General features: G+C 40.8%; 16 protein-coding genes. 13 read left to right on the top strand and 3 right to left on the bottom strand.

Annotation, left to right across the window (positions count from 1 at the left end):
- Positions 1-53: 53 nt before the first annotated feature.
- The gene (rimP, locus tag DTW91_RS00480; protein WP_125201658.1) at positions 54-521 is read right to left on the bottom strand and encodes a ribosome assembly cofactor RimP; all 468 of its coding nucleotides are present in this window, start codon (positions 519-521) and stop codon (positions 54-56) included.
- Between the two features lie 177 nt (positions 522-698).
- Here rimP and DTW91_RS00475 point away from each other — a divergent pair, with 177 nt between their 5' ends.
- The 11 genes from DTW91_RS00475 (at position 699) to DTW91_RS00425 (ending at position 11466) form a co-directional block, all read left to right on the top strand.
- A complete protein-coding gene (locus tag DTW91_RS00475; RefSeq protein ID WP_125201457.1) occupies positions 699-2012 on the top strand; it encodes a UDP-glucose dehydrogenase family protein in 1314 nt (437 codons plus the stop codon).
- 8 nt (positions 2013-2020) lie between these two features.
- A complete protein-coding gene (gene rfbB / locus DTW91_RS00470) occupies positions 2021-3100 on the top strand; it encodes a dTDP-glucose 4,6-dehydratase (protein WP_125201456.1) in 1080 nt (359 codons plus the stop codon).
- Between the two features lie 16 nt (positions 3101-3116).
- Positions 3117-3977 (top strand): glucose-1-phosphate thymidylyltransferase RfbA, encoded by an 861-nt coding sequence (gene rfbA / locus DTW91_RS00465; RefSeq protein ID WP_125201455.1) that lies wholly within the window; start codon positions 3117-3119, stop codon positions 3975-3977.
- A 24-nt stretch (positions 3978-4001) separates the two neighbouring features.
- Entirely contained in the window at positions 4002-4853 is an 852-nt protein-coding gene (locus DTW91_RS00460) for an ABC transporter permease (protein ID WP_125201454.1), read from the top strand.
- A gap of 9 nt (positions 4854-4862) precedes the next feature.
- Positions 4863-5453, top strand: coding sequence for an acyltransferase (locus DTW91_RS00455; RefSeq protein WP_125201453.1), 591 nt, complete (start codon positions 4863-4865; stop codon positions 5451-5453).
- Positions 5450-6706 (top strand): ABC transporter ATP-binding protein, encoded by a 1257-nt coding sequence (locus DTW91_RS12770; RefSeq protein ID WP_228412599.1) that lies wholly within the window; start codon positions 5450-5452, stop codon positions 6704-6706. Before DTW91_RS00455 ends, DTW91_RS12770 begins: the two co-directional genes overlap by 4 nt.
- 3 nt (positions 6707-6709) lie before the next feature.
- Positions 6710-7531 carry a hypothetical protein gene (locus tag DTW91_RS00445; protein WP_125201452.1) on the top strand — a complete coding sequence of 274 codons (822 nt, stop codon included), beginning with the start codon at positions 6710-6712 and terminating at the stop codon, positions 7529-7531.
- On the top strand, positions 7531-8454 hold the full coding sequence (locus DTW91_RS00440; RefSeq protein WP_125201657.1) for a GDP-L-fucose synthase family protein: 924 nt from the start codon (positions 7531-7533) through the stop codon (positions 8452-8454). Before DTW91_RS00445 ends, DTW91_RS00440 begins: the two co-directional genes overlap by 1 nt.
- Positions 8455-9282: an alpha-1,2-fucosyltransferase gene (locus DTW91_RS00435; protein ID WP_125201451.1), complete on the top strand. Its 828-nt coding sequence runs from the start codon at positions 8455-8457 to the stop codon at positions 9280-9282.
- Between the two features lies 1 nt (position 9283).
- Positions 9284-10357, top strand: a complete 1074-nt coding sequence (gene gmd / locus DTW91_RS00430; RefSeq protein ID WP_125201450.1) for a GDP-mannose 4,6-dehydratase — start codon at positions 9284-9286, stop codon at positions 10355-10357.
- 305 nt (positions 10358-10662) lie between these two features.
- Complete coding sequence (locus DTW91_RS00425) at positions 10663-11466, top strand: glycosyltransferase family 2 protein (protein WP_125201449.1); 804 nt, start codon at positions 10663-10665, stop codon at positions 11464-11466.
- Here the strand turns inward: DTW91_RS00425 and DTW91_RS00420 are convergent.
- Positions 11463-12470: a glycosyltransferase family 2 protein gene (locus tag DTW91_RS00420; RefSeq protein WP_125201448.1), complete on the bottom strand. Its 1008-nt coding sequence runs from the start codon at positions 12468-12470 to the stop codon at positions 11463-11465. The genes DTW91_RS00425 and DTW91_RS00420 overlap by 4 nt on opposite strands.
- Entirely contained in the window at positions 12467-13321 is an 855-nt protein-coding gene (locus tag DTW91_RS00415) for a glycosyltransferase family A protein (RefSeq protein WP_125201447.1), read from the bottom strand. The genes DTW91_RS00420 and DTW91_RS00415 overlap by 4 nt, the downstream gene beginning before the upstream one ends.
- A gap of 336 nt (positions 13322-13657) precedes the next feature.
- Between DTW91_RS00415 and DTW91_RS00410 the strand changes: the two genes are divergently transcribed.
- Positions 13658-14338, top strand: coding sequence for an NAD-dependent epimerase/dehydratase family protein (locus DTW91_RS00410; RefSeq protein WP_125201446.1), 681 nt, complete (start codon positions 13658-13660; stop codon positions 14336-14338).
- A gap of 3 nt (positions 14339-14341) precedes the next feature.
- Positions 14342-15334, top strand: a complete 993-nt coding sequence (locus DTW91_RS00405; protein ID WP_125201445.1) for an SDR family oxidoreductase — start codon at positions 14342-14344, stop codon at positions 15332-15334.
- Positions 15335-15336 lie beyond the last annotated feature (2 nt).

Here is a 15336-nt window from a genome sequence, read left to right as displayed (position 1 = left end):
CCTAATATATAATTGATAAGTGATGAATGATCTAAAATCAAATCATCTGATTGTTAAAATTTAATTACTACTAATGCTTTTTTGATGTCGGCGTACGGGATTTCTCGTTCTTCTATCACGGTTTCTTTTCCTTTTCCAACTATTTTTGGCCGTTTGTATGCCCGTTTCAAAACGATTTTTTCATCATCGGCGGTCATAAGCTCGCCTTGGACTTCTGAGTTATCGTTCAGGGTGACTTCTAGCTCTCTCCCAATATTTTTTCTAAATTGTCTCGGAAACCTTAGAGGCTCACCCAGCCCGGCAGACATTACCTGCAAACTGAAATCGTGAATCTCGCGATCCATATTGAATTCTACCGCCCTGCTAACATCCAGACAATCTTGGAGTGTGACGCCTTGATCGCCATCCAAAATCACGGTGACATCGGAGCTTGCAGAGATTTTCAGGTCTACTAAAAAAAGATCTGGCCTTGTTTTTAGAAACTCATTAAGCAAGCGGCTCAATTCTGTTTTAAAATCCATAATATTCCTCCTGATTTCATTTACGAAAAAAGGCATTCTTGCGAAAGCCTTCCCATTTTCCCGTAAATCCGATGCAAAGATAATCAAATTTATTATAACAAACAAAAGCTCCTGTTCCATTTACAGATACTTCTTCTAAAATTTCTTATTTTTGCCCTGAATTTAAAATTATTCTTGGTGAATATTACAATTGTTGGCACCGGCTATGTGGGCTTGGTTACCGGAACCACCCTTGCAGAATTAGGAAACTCGGTCTATTGCGTAGATATCGATGAAAAAAAAGTCGCAGCGATGAAGAACGGCATTGTTCCCATCTACGAACCGGGTCTCGAAGAGATGTTTCTCAGAAATATTCAGGCAGAAAGAATTTTTTTTACGACCGATCTGAAAGAAGCTTTGGAAAAAAGTGAAGTCATCTTTCTGGCCTTGCCCACGCCTCCCGGCGAAGATGGCTCTGCCGATCTCTCCTACGTTTTGAAAGTTGCCAATGATATCGGAGATTTGATGACGGAATATAAAGTCATTGTCAACAAAAGCACAGTTCCGGTTGGGACAGCAGACCGAGTGAAACAAACGATTGCCGCAAAAACAGATATTCCGTTTGATGTGGTTTCTAATCCAGAATTCTTGCGGGAAGGTTTTGCCGTGGAAGATTGTATGAATCCCAGCAGAGTCATCATCGGATCGTCGTCTCAAAAAGCACGAACAATCATGGCTAAATTGTATCAGCCCTTTAGCAATATCGGTGTTCCTATTATTAATATGGACGAGCGATCATCGGAACTCACTAAATACGCTGCCAACTCCTTCCTTGCCGTGAAAATCACTTTTATGAATGAGATTGCCAATTTCTGCGAAAAAGTGGGCGCCGATGTAGATCTGGTGCGGCTTGGAATGGGAAGCGACGACCGAATCGGCCACAGATTCCTTTTCCCGGGCATTGGTTACGGCGGCAGCTGTTTCCCGAAAGATGTGAAAGCGTTACTAAACAGTGGAAAGCAGGAAGGCTACGATTTCCAACTTCTGGAGGCCACTGAAAATATTAATAAAACTCAAAAAGTCATCTTGATTCCCGAATTGGAAAAATATTTCGGAGGAAGTCTGCAAGGTAAAAAAATTGCGGTTTGGGGACTGGCTTTCAAAGCTAATACAGACGACATCCGCGAGGCGTCTTCTCTCGACAATATCAAATTATTATTAGAAAAAGGCGCTGAAGTAGTAGCTTATGACGCTATCGCTGAAGAAAATGTAAAGAAAATATTGGGTGAAAAGATCACTTACGCGAAAGATATGTATTCAGCACTTGATGGCGCAGACGCCTTGTTGATAGCCACCGAATGGCCGGAATTTAAAAATCCCAACTTCAATCTGATGGCGAAAAAAATGAATAACAAAGCCATTTTTGACGGTAGAAATATGTTCCCGCTGGAAGTGGCGGAGCAACATCATTTTTTCTACAAAAGCATCGGCCGGAAACTAATTATCCAATAATATCACCAATGAAAAACATAATCATTACCGGAGGTGCCGGTTTCATAGGTTCGCACGTTGTACGAGAATTTGTAAAAAATAATCCGGACTCCACCATCATCAATCTTGATGCATTGACCTATGCCGGAAACCTTGAAAATCTAAAAGACATCGAAAACGAACCAAACTACGTTTTCGAAAAAGCAGATATCACCAAACCGGAAGAACTTAGAAAAGTTTTCGAAAAATACAATCCGGATGCAATAGTTCATTTGGCCGCCGAAAGCCACGTGGACAGAAGCATCACAGACCCGAATGCATTCATCAACACCAACGTAAACGGAACGGCAAATCTTCTCAACCTTTGTGTGGAATTTTGGACTCTTAACCCGGATCACACGCACGGCAGATTCCCGGATGAACCAAGAAAAAACTTATTTTATCACGTTTCTACAGATGAAGTTTATGGAAGTTTGGGAGAAACTGGTTTCTTCTTAGAAACAACGCCTTATGATCCGCAATCGCCATATTCCGCTTCCAAAGCGGCTTCCGATCATTTGGTAAGAGCTTACGGAAATACTTATGGAATGCCTTTTATTCTTTCAAACTGTTCCAACAATTACGGACCAAATCATTTCCCTGAGAAGTTGATTCCGCTCTGTATTTTGAATATCATTAATGAAAAACCATTGCCAATCTACGGCGACGGAAATTATACCCGAGACTGGCTGTTCGTGGTCGATCACGCCAAAGCTATTCATCAGATCTTTAATGAAGCTAAAACTGGAGAAACCTATAATATCGGCGGATTCAACGAGTGGAAGAACATCGACTTGGTAAAAGAATTAATCAAACAAATGGATGAAAAGTTGGGGAGACCGGCCGGATACTCGGAAAAACTGATCACGTTTGTAAAAGACAGACCGGGACACGACAAGCGCTATGCCATCGATGCTACGAAACTCAACAGAGATCTCGGCTGGAAACCGTCTGTAACTTTCGAGCAAGGTCTTGCAAAAACCATTGATTGGTTCTTGGAAAACCAAGAATGGCTGGAGAATGTAACTTCCGGCGAGTATCAGAAATATTACGACAGTCAATATTCGTAAAAACACAAACGCATAAATGAAAGGAATCATATTAGCCGGCGGATCCGGAACCAGACTTTTCCCATTAACAATTGCCGTCAGCAAGCAGCTGATGCCGGTTTATGATAAACCAATGATTTATTATCCGCTTTCGACTTTATTGTTGGCCGGAATCAAGGATATTTTGATCATCACAACGCCACACGATCAGGCAGGTTTCATCAAGCTTTTGGGCGATGGATCGCAACTTGGCTGTAATATTGAATATGTGGTCCAGCCAAGTCCGGACGGATTGGCGCAGGCATTTATTTTGGGTGACCGGTTCGTTGGTGATGATTCTGCAGCTTTGGTTTTGGGCGATAATATTTTCTACGGTTCCGAGATGGGAACGTTACTAAAAAACAAAACCAATCCCGATGGAGGCGTGGTTTTCGCGTATCACGTTTCCGATCCCGAGAGATACGGCGTGGTAGAATTTGACAAAGATCTGAAAGCGCTTTCTATTGAGGAAAAACCCACAAAACCAAAATCCAATTACGCTGTTCCTGGACTTTATTTTTATGATAATGAGGTCGTTGAAATTGCGAAAAATATAAAACCATCTGCAAGAGGCGAGTTGGAAATCACCGATATCAATAATGTTTATCTTAGCAAAGGTAAACTCGAAGTCGGCGTTCTCGACCGCGGCACGGCCTGGCTCGATACGGGAACTTTTGATTCTCTTCAAGACGCTTCGGAATTTGTAAGCGTGATCGAAAAAAGACAAGGTTTCAAAATCGGCTGCATCGAGGAAATTGCTTTCAGAAATGGCTTCATCGACGAAGAAAAACTTCTGGAAACGGCTGCAAAATATGGCAAAAGTGGCTATGGCGACTACTTGAAAATGCTAATCCAATAATTAGAAAAAAAACAAAAAACACAAATGAGCGACACTCAAAATCATCAGTGGACAGAGACCATCGGCTCCAGCCATTCGCTTTTGGATCTCAATCTGAAGGAAGTCTGGCGCTACAGAGACTTGGTTTATATGTTCGTGAAGCGGGATTTTGTTTCCAGTTTCAAACAGACCATTTTGGGACCCATTTGGTTTTTCATCAATCCCATTTTTACCACTGTTGTTTACATTGTTGTATTTGGAAATATCGCCAAATTATCGACGGACGGTGCGCCTAAAATCCTGTTCTATCTCTCGGGTGTCACGCTGTGGAATTATTTCTCGACTTGTCTTTCCTCCACATCCAATGTGTTTACCGCCAATGCAGGAATATTTGGGAAAGTCTATTTTCCCAGATTGATTATGCCGATTTCCATTGTTTTTTCGAACCTGATGAAGCTGGGCGTGCAGATGCTTTTGTTTTTGGTCGTGTTTTTTTATTATTTATACTTGGGCGAAGTGCAACCCAACTGGTGGATCTTGGCAACGCCTTTGCTCATTGCGTTGATGGCGATTTTTGCTTTAGGATTAGGAATGATTTTCTCCTCATTGACTACCAAATATCGCGATCTTCAGATGCTTTTATCATTTGGAATTAGTTTGTATATGTACGCAACGCCCGTGATCTATCCTGCTTCGAGCTTGAAAGGCGTTTTCAGAACGCTTTCCTATTACAATCCCTTGACCGGGATTTTCGAATGTTTCAAATACGCTTGGCTGGGTGTTGGCGACTTCAGTCCGGTGATGTTGGGCATCAGCACTGCAATTATTTTGGTCACTTTAGCTTTGGGAACGGTGATTTTCAACAAGGTGGAGAAAGGCTTTATGGATACGGTATAATTTGTTGTTATGAATTGGTTTAAATTTTTCAAGACACTGAGAAAGTATTATTATCTGGAGCCTGCTTTTGATAGATTCATCACGGAGTACAGGAAAGCAGAACGTCTTAACCGTCAATTTGGCTGCAAAATCGATCATCGCACTCAGATTTCATTTGATGATATAAATAATCTCGAAATCGGAAAAAATGTTTATTTAGGAGCATTTACCGTCATTTATGTACTGAATGAGAATGATAAAAAAGACTGCAAACTGATCATTGGTGAGAACACATACATCGGCGAACAAAATAATATAAGAGCAGCCGGCGGGACTATAAAAATCGGCAAAAACTGCCTGATCTCGCAGCAAGTCAGCATTATCGGCTCGGATCACACTTTTAAAAAAGGAATCAATATACAAGATCAGCCTTGGAAAACTGAAAACCGGGGTGTAGAAATTGGCGATGATGTATGGATCGGCTGTTCTGTCCAAATTATGGCCGGCGTCAAAATCGGCAGTGGCGCTGTGATTGCCGCCGGAAGCGCCGTTACAAAAAACGTTGAAGAAAATACAGTAGTCGCCGGCGTGCCGGCAAAATTCGTTAAACACAGGGAATGACAAGACCCATCGCCATAAAGGCAGAAAATATTTCCAAACAATACCGTCTTGGTCAAGTCGGTACAGGAACGCTGTCCCACGATCTCAACCGTTTTTGGCATAAAATAAGAGGCAAAGAAGATCCTTATTTGCGAATTGGCGAAGTGAATGACCGAACGGTGAAAAGCCAAAGCGACTATGTTTGGTCTCTGAAAGATATCAACTTTGAAGTGGAACAAGGCGATGCTGTGGGAATCATTGGCAGAAACGGCGCCGGAAAATCAACTTTGCTAAAATTACTGAGTAAAGTCACTAAACCAACGACGGGAACTATTTATACCAAAGGAAGAATCGCTTCGTTGTTGGAAGTGGGAACGGGCTTCCATCCGGAGATGACGGGCCGCGAAAACGTGTTCCTCAATGGCGCCATCCTTGGAATGACCCGTAAAGAAATTACCAGAAAGTTTGACGAGATCGTCGATTTTTCCGGTGTTGAAAAATACATCGACACGCCAGTAAAGCGTTATAGTTCAGGAATGTACGTCCGATTGGCCTTTGCGGTGGCGGCGCATTTGGAAAGCGAAATCCTGATTGTGGACGAAGTGCTTGCTGTGGGAGATCTCGAGTTTCAGAAAAAATGTCTTGGAAAAATGGGCGATGTCAGCAGTGGCGAAGGGAGGACGGTTCTGTTCGTAAGCCACAATATGGCGGCCATCAAACAGCTTTGCAACAAAGGAATTTTCCTTGAGCAAGGAAGCATAAAATACAACGGAAACATTGATGAATGCATCAATCTTTACTCAAATGACAACATTTCTGCAGACGCTTCTATTTTGGATGTTTTGAATATCAAAGATCCAAACCTTAGCATTTCGCATTTCTCCGCCAATGGCATCAAGGGAACGCTTGTTCCGATGAATTTTGATAACAACGAAATCAATATCCGAATAGAAGGCGAGTTGACCGACGATGCAGAATTTGAATTAGAAGCTCGTTTTTTTAATAATTTTGATATCCCGATGATGTTTTATGCTCCGGGACATTACGAAGGGGCGAAAAAATATCCGAAAGGGAAATTCGTGTTGGAAAGAACCATTCAGCTTCCTGAAGGCATCAACAAAGGGAATCTTTATATGAATGCGTATCTCGCAGATCCCGGAAAGAAAATGTACACCGATTTGAAAAGCAAAATAAGAGTCGAGTTCGAAGGCACCAGAATGCAGACCGGTTGGGTTTTCCAGATCGATAGTGCGGGTCTTTTATATTTAAAATAAATTTTGAAAAAGAAATTCATTACCTACGGAAGCAACGCTTTTCTTCAATCGTCCAAAAGAATTCTGGAGGAAGCCAAATCTTTGAATATTTTTGACGAAACCAAGCGTTATGAATATTCCGACTTGCCATTTGCCCTGAAAGTGTCTCCACTTTTTCTGGATAAGAAAAAAGGCGGTCATTGGATTTGGAAATCCTATTTGATTTTTGACAGCCTGTCCAAGCTCAATAACGGCGATATTCTGGTTTATGTAGATTGTGGCAGCGAGCTGAAAAATCCCGCCGGATGGCAGCTTCAGTTTGATAAATTAAAAAATTCTGATGCGCTTTTTTTTCAGTATCGAGACGGAAAAGACTATGGCTGGAAGGCCTTCAATCCAAAGTTGACAGATAGTCCAAAACTTAAATATTGGATCAAAAAATCTGCTGCAGAACAATTCCAAAATCTGTTTGAAAATGACGAAGAATGGCTGGAAAAAAATAAACTTTGGGCTGGATTTATCATTCTCAAAAAAACACCCGAAACCGTTCAACTTGTAAAAGACTGGCTGGATGTGATGGTTTACAGACCAGATTTGGTAACCGATCCGCTGATTTTTGAAAGGGACAATCAATTGGAAGGATTTGCCTCGCATCGGTATGATCAGACGATTCTCTCGGCCATTGTGAGATATTATGACACAAAAATCAATATCGAAATCAGCGATGAAGAAAGCGAAGGCGAATATCCCGACCAAATTGTGCTCGCCTCGAGACGGGTTGATAAATCGGAAGAAAACAGCCTCACTTCTTTTTTAAAAAAGACCTATTACAAAATAAAAAAATGATGGACAAACACTCGAAAATATACGTTGCCGGTCACCGAGGCTTGGTGGGAAGCGCCATTCTAAGAGCCTTGGAAAAGCACGGCTATACCAATCTTGTGACCAGAACTTCACAAGAATTGGATCTGCGCGATCAGCACCGCACGGCCGAATTTTTTGCGCAAGAAAAGCCGCAATATGTTTTTCTCGCAGCCGCAAAAGTGGGCGGAATCCAGGCCAATAATACTTACAGAGCCGAGTTTCTCTATGAAAATCTGATGATTCAAAACAATGTGATTCATCAGGCTCATATCAACGGGGTCAAGAAATTGTTGTTCTTGGGATCCAGTTGCATCTATCCCAAATTGGCGCCGCAACCTTTGAAAGAAGATTCGCTTTTGACAGGACCTTTGGAGCCTACAAACGAGCCTTACGCCATTGCAAAAATCGCGGGCATCAAAATGTGCGATGCGTACAGAAGCCAATACAATTCTAACTTTATTTCGGCAATGCCAACGAATATGTATGGTCCGAATGACAATTATGACCTCAATAATTCGCACGTTTTACCGGCTTTATTAAGAAAATTTCACGAAGCCAAAGAACAGAATCTTCCGAATGTTACCGTTTGGGGAACAGGAAAGCCTTTGAGAGAATTTCTCCATTCCGACGATCTTGCGGAAGCTTGCATTTTTCTGATGCAGAACTACGATGATTTTGGACACGTGAACGTGGGTGTGGGCGAGGATATCAGCATAAAAGATTTGGCTTTGTTGGTCAAGAAAATTGTGGGCTACGAGGGCGATTTGGTTTGGGACACTTCAAAACCGGATGGCACGCCGAGAAAATTGATGGACGTTACGAAGATTAACAATCTTGGTTGGAAAGCGAAAATCGGTTTGGAAGAAGGAATAAGAGATGTTTACGAGAAGAAATTTAAAAACTAAATGCTGATCTGTCTTTCCATATTAGGCGGCGGTCGCGGCAATGATCTTTTCCAGTTTATGCATCTGGACTCGTTTTGCAGAAGAAACGGCGTGCGATTCTATTCGCCAAGTTTTCATGAGAAATACTGTCCACAGTTTCCGAATCTTCCGGCATCTTCGAAAATACCAACAATAATTAAAAAGTTGCTGTACAACCAGTATTACAGAAAACTGAATCCCAATTGTATTTTAGGATTTACAGAGGAAACAAAAATCCCGGAGTACAGAGCACAAATCAAGAAGGATTATCTTGTAACGTTCTGCTACGGTTGGTTTTTCAACAATGATTTTTATCGGGAAGAGGACATCAGATATTATCAGAATCTTTTCGACCCAATGGTTGATAAAGCGCAACTGACGCAAAAATATCTTCAAAAAAAGCCGAACGAAAAGATCATCAGCGTCCATATCCGGCGGGGCGATTACAAAGAATTTTTGGGTGGCAAATATTTCTTTGATGATGATATTTATATCAAAAAAATTAAAGAATTACTGGCAGTAATTCCACAGGGAAAATATAAATTTTTGATCTGTACCAATGACGAAAACTTGGATTTGGAAAGGTACAGAAGCGAATTCGGGAATGTGCAGCAGTCGCAGGAAGGACCAGTTGAAGATCAATTTCTGATCTCTCAAACAGACTATCTTCTGGGCGCCCCGTCAACATTTTCTCACTGGGCGAGTGTGATGGGAGAAGTTCCTTATTATCACATTTATGAACCGCAGGAAATTATTACAGCAGACAAAATAATTAAAGAAATAAGAGGTTACAAATACAAACAAAAATAAGATGAAAACAGCATTAATAACGGGAGTCACGGGACAAGACGGATCATATCTGGCAGAATTGCTTTTGGAAAAAGGCTATGAGGTCCACGGGATCAAGAGAAGAGCTTCTTCTTTCAACACGCAGAGAATCGACCATTTATATGTAGATCAGCACGAGAAACACGTGCATTTCAAATTGCATTATGGCGATTTGACAGATTCTACCAATATTATCCGAATCATCCAAGAAGTGCAACCCGATGAGATCTACAACCTCGGCGCGATGTCTCACGTGAAAGTCAGCTTCGATTCGCCGGAGTATGTTGCCAACGTCGATGGAATAGGAACTTTGAGAATTTTGGAAGCCGTCAGGATTCTTGGTTTGGAGAAGAAAACCAGAATTTATCAGGCTTCGACCTCCGAACTTTATGGCGGTTTGGAACAAAATAAAAACGCAGCCGGTTTCTATGACGAAAACTCGCCTTTCTATCCAAGATCACCGTATGGCGTTGCCAAAATCTACGGCTTCTGGATCACAAAAAACTATCGCGAAGCCTATGGAATCTACGCCTGCAACGGCATCTTGTTCAACCACGAATCTCCGAGAAGAGGCGAAACATTCGTCACGAGAAAGATCACGAGGGCTGTCGCTGCAATTGCGAAAGGAAAACAGGAAACTTTATATCTCGGAAATCTTAATTCGCAAAGAGATTGGGGCCACGCGAAAGATTATGTAGAAGCGATGTGGAGAATCCTGCAGCAAGACGTTGCGGAGGATTACGTCATCGCTACGGGAAAAACCACCTCGGTAAGAGATTTCGTGCGGATGGCTTTTGAAGAAGCCGGAATTGAACTGAACTTCGAAGGTGAACATGAAAACGAAGTGGCAAAAGTTGCTAAATGCAAGCATCCGCATTATCAACTCGAAGTCGGAAAAGTGGTGGTGAAAATCGATCCGCAATATTACAGACCCACTGAAGTGGATGTTTTAATCGGCGATCCCACAAAATCCAAAACGCAACTTGGCTGGGAACCCCAATACGACCTGAAAGCGCTGATAAAAGAAATGGTACAAGAGGATCTTAAAATATTATAATTGAGCCTTAAAACCAGCATAAAAAGCACCGTTGCAGATTACAAACGCTTCCGAAAAGATCAGCGCATCTTCCGCAATGCCGATGTCAAATACTATAATTTTTGACTCAATACATTGATTTTTATTTTTTTAACCGGTGGCTTACATCACTTGTCATTTTACCAATCGTTTCAATAGTCATTATACAAATTATAATGCTCGTTATAGATATAATAAACAGAAACAAAATCGCCCGGCTTTTACTAATTGGAAAAGAATAATCTAAAACAGCAAATTTCCAAACAAGAAAAACTTATTTTTGACAAATGATCAGTGTAATTACCATTAATTTCAACAACCAATTTGGCTTGGAAGAGACCATCAAAAGCGTTGTCAATCAGTCTTATAAGGACTTTGAATTCATTGTAATAGACGGTGGTTCTAATGATGGCAGCAAGGAAATCTTGGAAACTTATTCCGAGCAGATCAATTATTGGGTGAGCGAACCGGACAACGGCATCTACAACGCGATGAACAAAGGCATTGCAAAGGCAAGCGGAGACTACCTCATCTTCATGAACAGCGGCGACCGGTTCTCTTCGCCCGAAATTCTGGAAAAGATCGCGCCTCATTTTGGGAACGAAGACATCGTGTACGGAAATGCGTATTACGAACTGGAAAACCGCAAAAAATATGAATACAGAATCCCCTCCAAAATAACAATCGGCTCGCTTCTGAAAGAGCCCATCTGCCATCAGTCAGCTTTCTTCAAAAAGGAATTGTTTACAAAATTCGGGATGTATGATGAGCAAAACAAAATTGCATCGGACTGGACTTTTATGATGGATCTTTTTATTCATCACAATATTTCGCAGAAATATATCGATCAGTTTATCAGTATTTTTGAGAAAACCGGCATCAGCACGATCAATCACGAACTGGGCGTTGGCGAGCAAAAAAAATATCTGGCCGAGAATGTGTCTTTAGAAATCCAGAATATGGCAAGACATTTTGACGAATATGCCCAATTTTACCATAGCAAACCCGGCACAATGCTGAGAAATTTTAAAAACAAAATCTACAAGCTCATCTATCGAAAAAGAAACTACGAAAGAAAATTCGTGGATTAGATTTTCAGCAGTCGGTTCACATATTTCGGAAGTTTCCGATACAAGAAAAAGCCTTCGTCATACCTCATTTTGTAAAGATAGAAAGCGAGTCGCGGATTTAATGAGAATTCTCCTTTTTTGGGAAAATGTTGTTCAAAAGCTAAATTTATTTTCTCATAGAAACTTTTGAAAACAAAAAAGTCTGTTTTGCATACTCTGCTTATAATCACAACATTGGCGAAATGTTTGAGGTAATTTCCTATCAGTTCGGTCTTTTGGTAAAGATCTTTTTTCTGTGCGATTTCAAGTTTTTTGGTCAGGATAATAAGATAATGTTCGATGTTTTTCAGATCCATCGTTGCAGTAATCGATCCGGGATTGGATAGGGAATAATAATTGTAAGTTTCAAAATCCAAAAAGTTGACCTTTCTGGCAGCAATGGCCGTTTCGAAAGCCCAAAGCTCGTCCTCGTGCAAAAGATTATCGGGAAAGCGGAGTTGATTGTCTTTCAAAAATGACGATTTGTATAGTTTATTCCACGCCGTAACCGCCCATTGGCCGGACAAAAAGCCATCGACAACTTCGTTGTCTTGATAAGTGTTTTTAGTATTCTTCAGTGTGTGATAGTTGCTTTCTTTGGGCTCGTCTTTCTGCAGAAAACGGGTCTTTCCAATCACAATGTCGGGATTGTTTTCTGTGGCTTCTGCAAAATGCTGCAATGAGAAATTATCGACCAATGCATCATCAATATCCATAAAAAAAATGTAATCTCCCATCGCAAGATCCATTCCTCGATTTCGGGTTTTACTGAGGCCAAGATTAATTTCGTTCTTGAATATTCTAAAATTAATAGGTTGATTATCAGCTGCATATTCGCTCAACAAGTTCCAAGAATTATCTTTGCTTTCATCATCGATAATAATCACTTCATAGTTTTTGTACGTCTGATTTCTAATAGAATCCAGACACCTTATGATGTAGTTTTCGGCATTATAAACGGGGATGATGATGGAGATTTTTGTCATTTTTTGAGTTTGTTAAAGAGCACTTTCATTATAAGAAACGGATTGATGCCGAAAAATTTGGTTCTGAAAGACGCCCCCGATTTCGATGCAATGTCCCAATATACTTTCGCGAAATAAAACCTTTCCGCGGCCGTCAGCTCATCTTGATAGAGCTCCTGTAGCTTTAGTAGAGAACTTTTGGGATTTTTGATTAGCAGCGCATAGAAGTTGCTCATCAATCCGTCTTCCAAATAATCTCCGTGAGCAAGGACTTTGTCTGTAAAGAGAATTTTATACTGCCGTTCTATTCTTCTGATAACCAAAGATTCTTGGCAGAATTTTTCACCTTCAAATTCAGGGAAAAGAAACTTTTTGTGGATTTCTGATTTGAAACAATAGATCATTTCGCCCTGAAACTCCCACTCATAATCGTTTCTGCCGCTCACGAGCCACTCCTTTTTGCCGTATTTTTCTCGGTCAAAGTTGACTTTTTCTGAAAATCTTATAAAAGTAAATCCTGCAACCTCACCATCTTTTCGGATTTTATCTGCCAGGATTTTCATTTCTTCAATCGCATTTTTGGCAATGAAGTCATCGCTGTCAATCACTACAAAAAATTTGGTGGTGGTATTTTGGAGTCCGTGATTTATCGCAACATGTTTCCCTTTGTTTTCCTGAAAAATATATTGGATTTCAATTTTATTTTCCTGCCGAAAAGCCTCAACCAACTCTTGAGTTCCGTCCGAAGAGCCGTCGTCAACGATGAGCCAAAGGAAATCCTTATTGGCTTGATTAGCCAGACTTTGATATAATTTTGGAAGAATATATGCCCTATTAAAAGTTGGGGTAAAAACGGTAAGAAATTTTTCCATATCTGTGAATCCAAGACCAAAAATTTATAAAAGAGTGATCGACAGAAAAGACAACTTCGGAAGGCTGAGAAATTGAGCCAAAACTTCTTATATTGTCTGCTTCGGATCCGGCTAAAAAAGTTGCTGTAACCGATTATAATTAACCTTATTTCCCGCTAAATTATGCTTTTTTTGTACTTTTACAAATTAAATTTTGATATTTATTCAGCAACATCTACAAGTCATAAAAAGGAATTTTAAAACCAAAATTGCGAGCCGGAAAATTTTTGCTTCTCCTGCAACTTATCTGAGAATTGAGAAAAACTCATCTCCCAAAAATTATTACAACCATAGAAAATGATCATCGGCAAAGGACTTATAGCATCGCTTTTCATAGGCAACGACCGGGGAGATACCGTCTTCTTCGCCTCAGGCGTCTCCAACTCGCTGGAAAAGAGAGCGGAAGAATTCTCACGAGAAGAAAATCTGATCACAAAAACCATTCGAGAAAATCCCGAAAAAATTTTTGTTTATTTCTCCACCTGCAGCATCTACGACTCTTCCAAAACCGGAAGCGATTATGTGCTGCACAAACTCAAAATGGAGCAAATCATAAAAAATTCTTGTCAAAAATATCTCATTCTGCGGGTCAGCAATGCTGTGGGGAAGGGCGGCAATCCTAATCTACTCATGAATTACCTGATGAGATCTATCAAAAACCACGAAACCATCAATGTCCATACCAAAGCAACCCGCAACCTCATAGATACCGATGATATAAAAAATATTACATTTGAATTGTTAAATAACCAAAACTTCAATAAAATTATTAATGTCGCCTATGTTCAGAATTATACAATCATCGAAATCCTTGAAATTATCGAGCGTTTTTACAATAAGAAACTGGATCTAAACCTCATCAAAAGCGGTTCCGGATACGACATCAATATACCCGATGTGGAAGATTATTTCCGACGCAACGCCCTTACAAACAAAGAATTCTACCTCTGTAGGATCTTGGAAAAATATTACTCTTAACAGATGAACTTCAAAGAAAAGCTGAGTCATAAAAATATTTTGGTAACCGGAGGCGCAGGGTTTATCGGTTCCAATCTTTGCGAAGAACTTCTGAATCTTGGCGCTAAGGTCACTTGTCTTGATAATTTCTCCACCGGATTTCGCGAGAATCTGGAAGCAATAAAAGACAACCCGAATTTCAAATTAAGAGAAGGCGATATCCGCGATCTGGAAACCTGCCGAGAAGCCTGCGAAAACCAAGATTTCGTGCTACACGAGGCGGCGCTGGGCTCTGTTCCGAGATCCATCAACGACCCGATAACCACCAACGAGGTCAATGTCGGCGGATTTCTCAATATGTTGGTTGCGGCAAGGGATTCGGGCGTCAAAAGATTCGTTTATGCCGCTAGCTCTTCCACTTACGGCGACTCCGAAAGTCTTCCGAAAGTAGAGGATGTCATCGGAAAACCACTTTCCCCGTACGCCATTACCAAATATGTCAATGAGCTCTACGCCGAGGTTTTCAAGCGAACTTATGATTTTGATACGATTGGCTTGCGATATTTTAATGTTTTCGGCAGAAAACAAAATCCGAATGGTGCCTACGCCGCGGTAATTCCCAAATTTGTGATGCAACTGATGAATCACGAAGCTCCAGTCATCAACGGCGACGGCGAATATTCGCGGGACTTTACCTACATCGATAATGTGATTCTCATGAATATTCTGGCGCTGACTTCGGAAAATCCGGAAGCTCAGAATCAGGTGTACAACACGGCTTTTGGAGAACGAACGACACTGAATGATCTTGTAAAATATTTGAAACAATATTTGGCAGATTTTGATCCAAAAATTGCCGATGTAGAGATTATTTACGGCGATTATAGAAAAGGCGATGTGCCTCATTCGCTTGCAAGCATAGAAAAGGCAAAAAAGCTACTGGATTATCAGCCAAAATATTCTATGCAGGAAGGCCTGAAAGAAGCGGTTAGCTGGTACTGGGAAAATTTAAAATAGAA

Source organism: Chryseobacterium sp. SC28 (assembly GCF_003932955.1).
GTDB lineage: Bacteria > Bacteroidota > Bacteroidia > Flavobacteriales > Weeksellaceae > Epilithonimonas.
The sequence above is the reverse complement of the archived record's forward strand: the minus strand, read 5'-3'. Positions and strand labels throughout refer to the sequence as shown.

Bases quoted from the DNA above. Each gene is read 5' to 3' on its own strand.
- rimP (WP_125201658.1), bottom strand. From the start codon at position 521: ATGGATTTTAAAACAGAATTGAGCCGCTTGCTTAATGAGTTTCTAAAA.
- rfbB (WP_125201456.1), top strand. From the start codon at position 2,021: ATGAAAAACATAATCATTACCGGAGGTGCCGGTTTCATAGGTTCGCAC.
- rfbA (WP_125201455.1), top strand. From the start codon at position 3,117: ATGAAAGGAATCATATTAGCCGGCGGATCCGGAACCAGACTTTTCCCA.
- DTW91_RS00460 (WP_125201454.1), top strand. From the start codon at position 4,002: ATGAGCGACACTCAAAATCATCAGTGGACAGAGACCATCGGCTCCAGC.
- DTW91_RS00455 (WP_125201453.1), top strand. From the start codon at position 4,863: ATGAATTGGTTTAAATTTTTCAAGACACTGAGAAAGTATTATTATCTG.
- DTW91_RS12770 (WP_228412599.1), top strand. From the start codon at position 5,450: ATGACAAGACCCATCGCCATAAAGGCAGAAAATATTTCCAAACAATAC.
- DTW91_RS00440 (WP_125201657.1), top strand. From the start codon at position 7,531: ATGGACAAACACTCGAAAATATACGTTGCCGGTCACCGAGGCTTGGTG.
- DTW91_RS00435 (WP_125201451.1), top strand. From the start codon at position 8,455: ATGCTGATCTGTCTTTCCATATTAGGCGGCGGTCGCGGCAATGATCTT.
- gmd (WP_125201450.1), top strand. From the start codon at position 9,284: ATGAAAACAGCATTAATAACGGGAGTCACGGGACAAGACGGATCATAT.
- DTW91_RS00425 (WP_125201449.1), top strand. From the start codon at position 10,663: ATGATCAGTGTAATTACCATTAATTTCAACAACCAATTTGGCTTGGAA.
- DTW91_RS00420 (WP_125201448.1), bottom strand. From the start codon at position 12,470: ATGACAAAAATCTCCATCATCATCCCCGTTTATAATGCCGAAAACTAC.
- DTW91_RS00415 (WP_125201447.1), bottom strand. From the start codon at position 13,321: ATGGAAAAATTTCTTACCGTTTTTACCCCAACTTTTAATAGGGCATAT.
- DTW91_RS00410 (WP_125201446.1), top strand. From the start codon at position 13,658: ATGATCATCGGCAAAGGACTTATAGCATCGCTTTTCATAGGCAACGAC.
- DTW91_RS00405 (WP_125201445.1), top strand. From the start codon at position 14,342: ATGAACTTCAAAGAAAAGCTGAGTCATAAAAATATTTTGGTAACCGGA.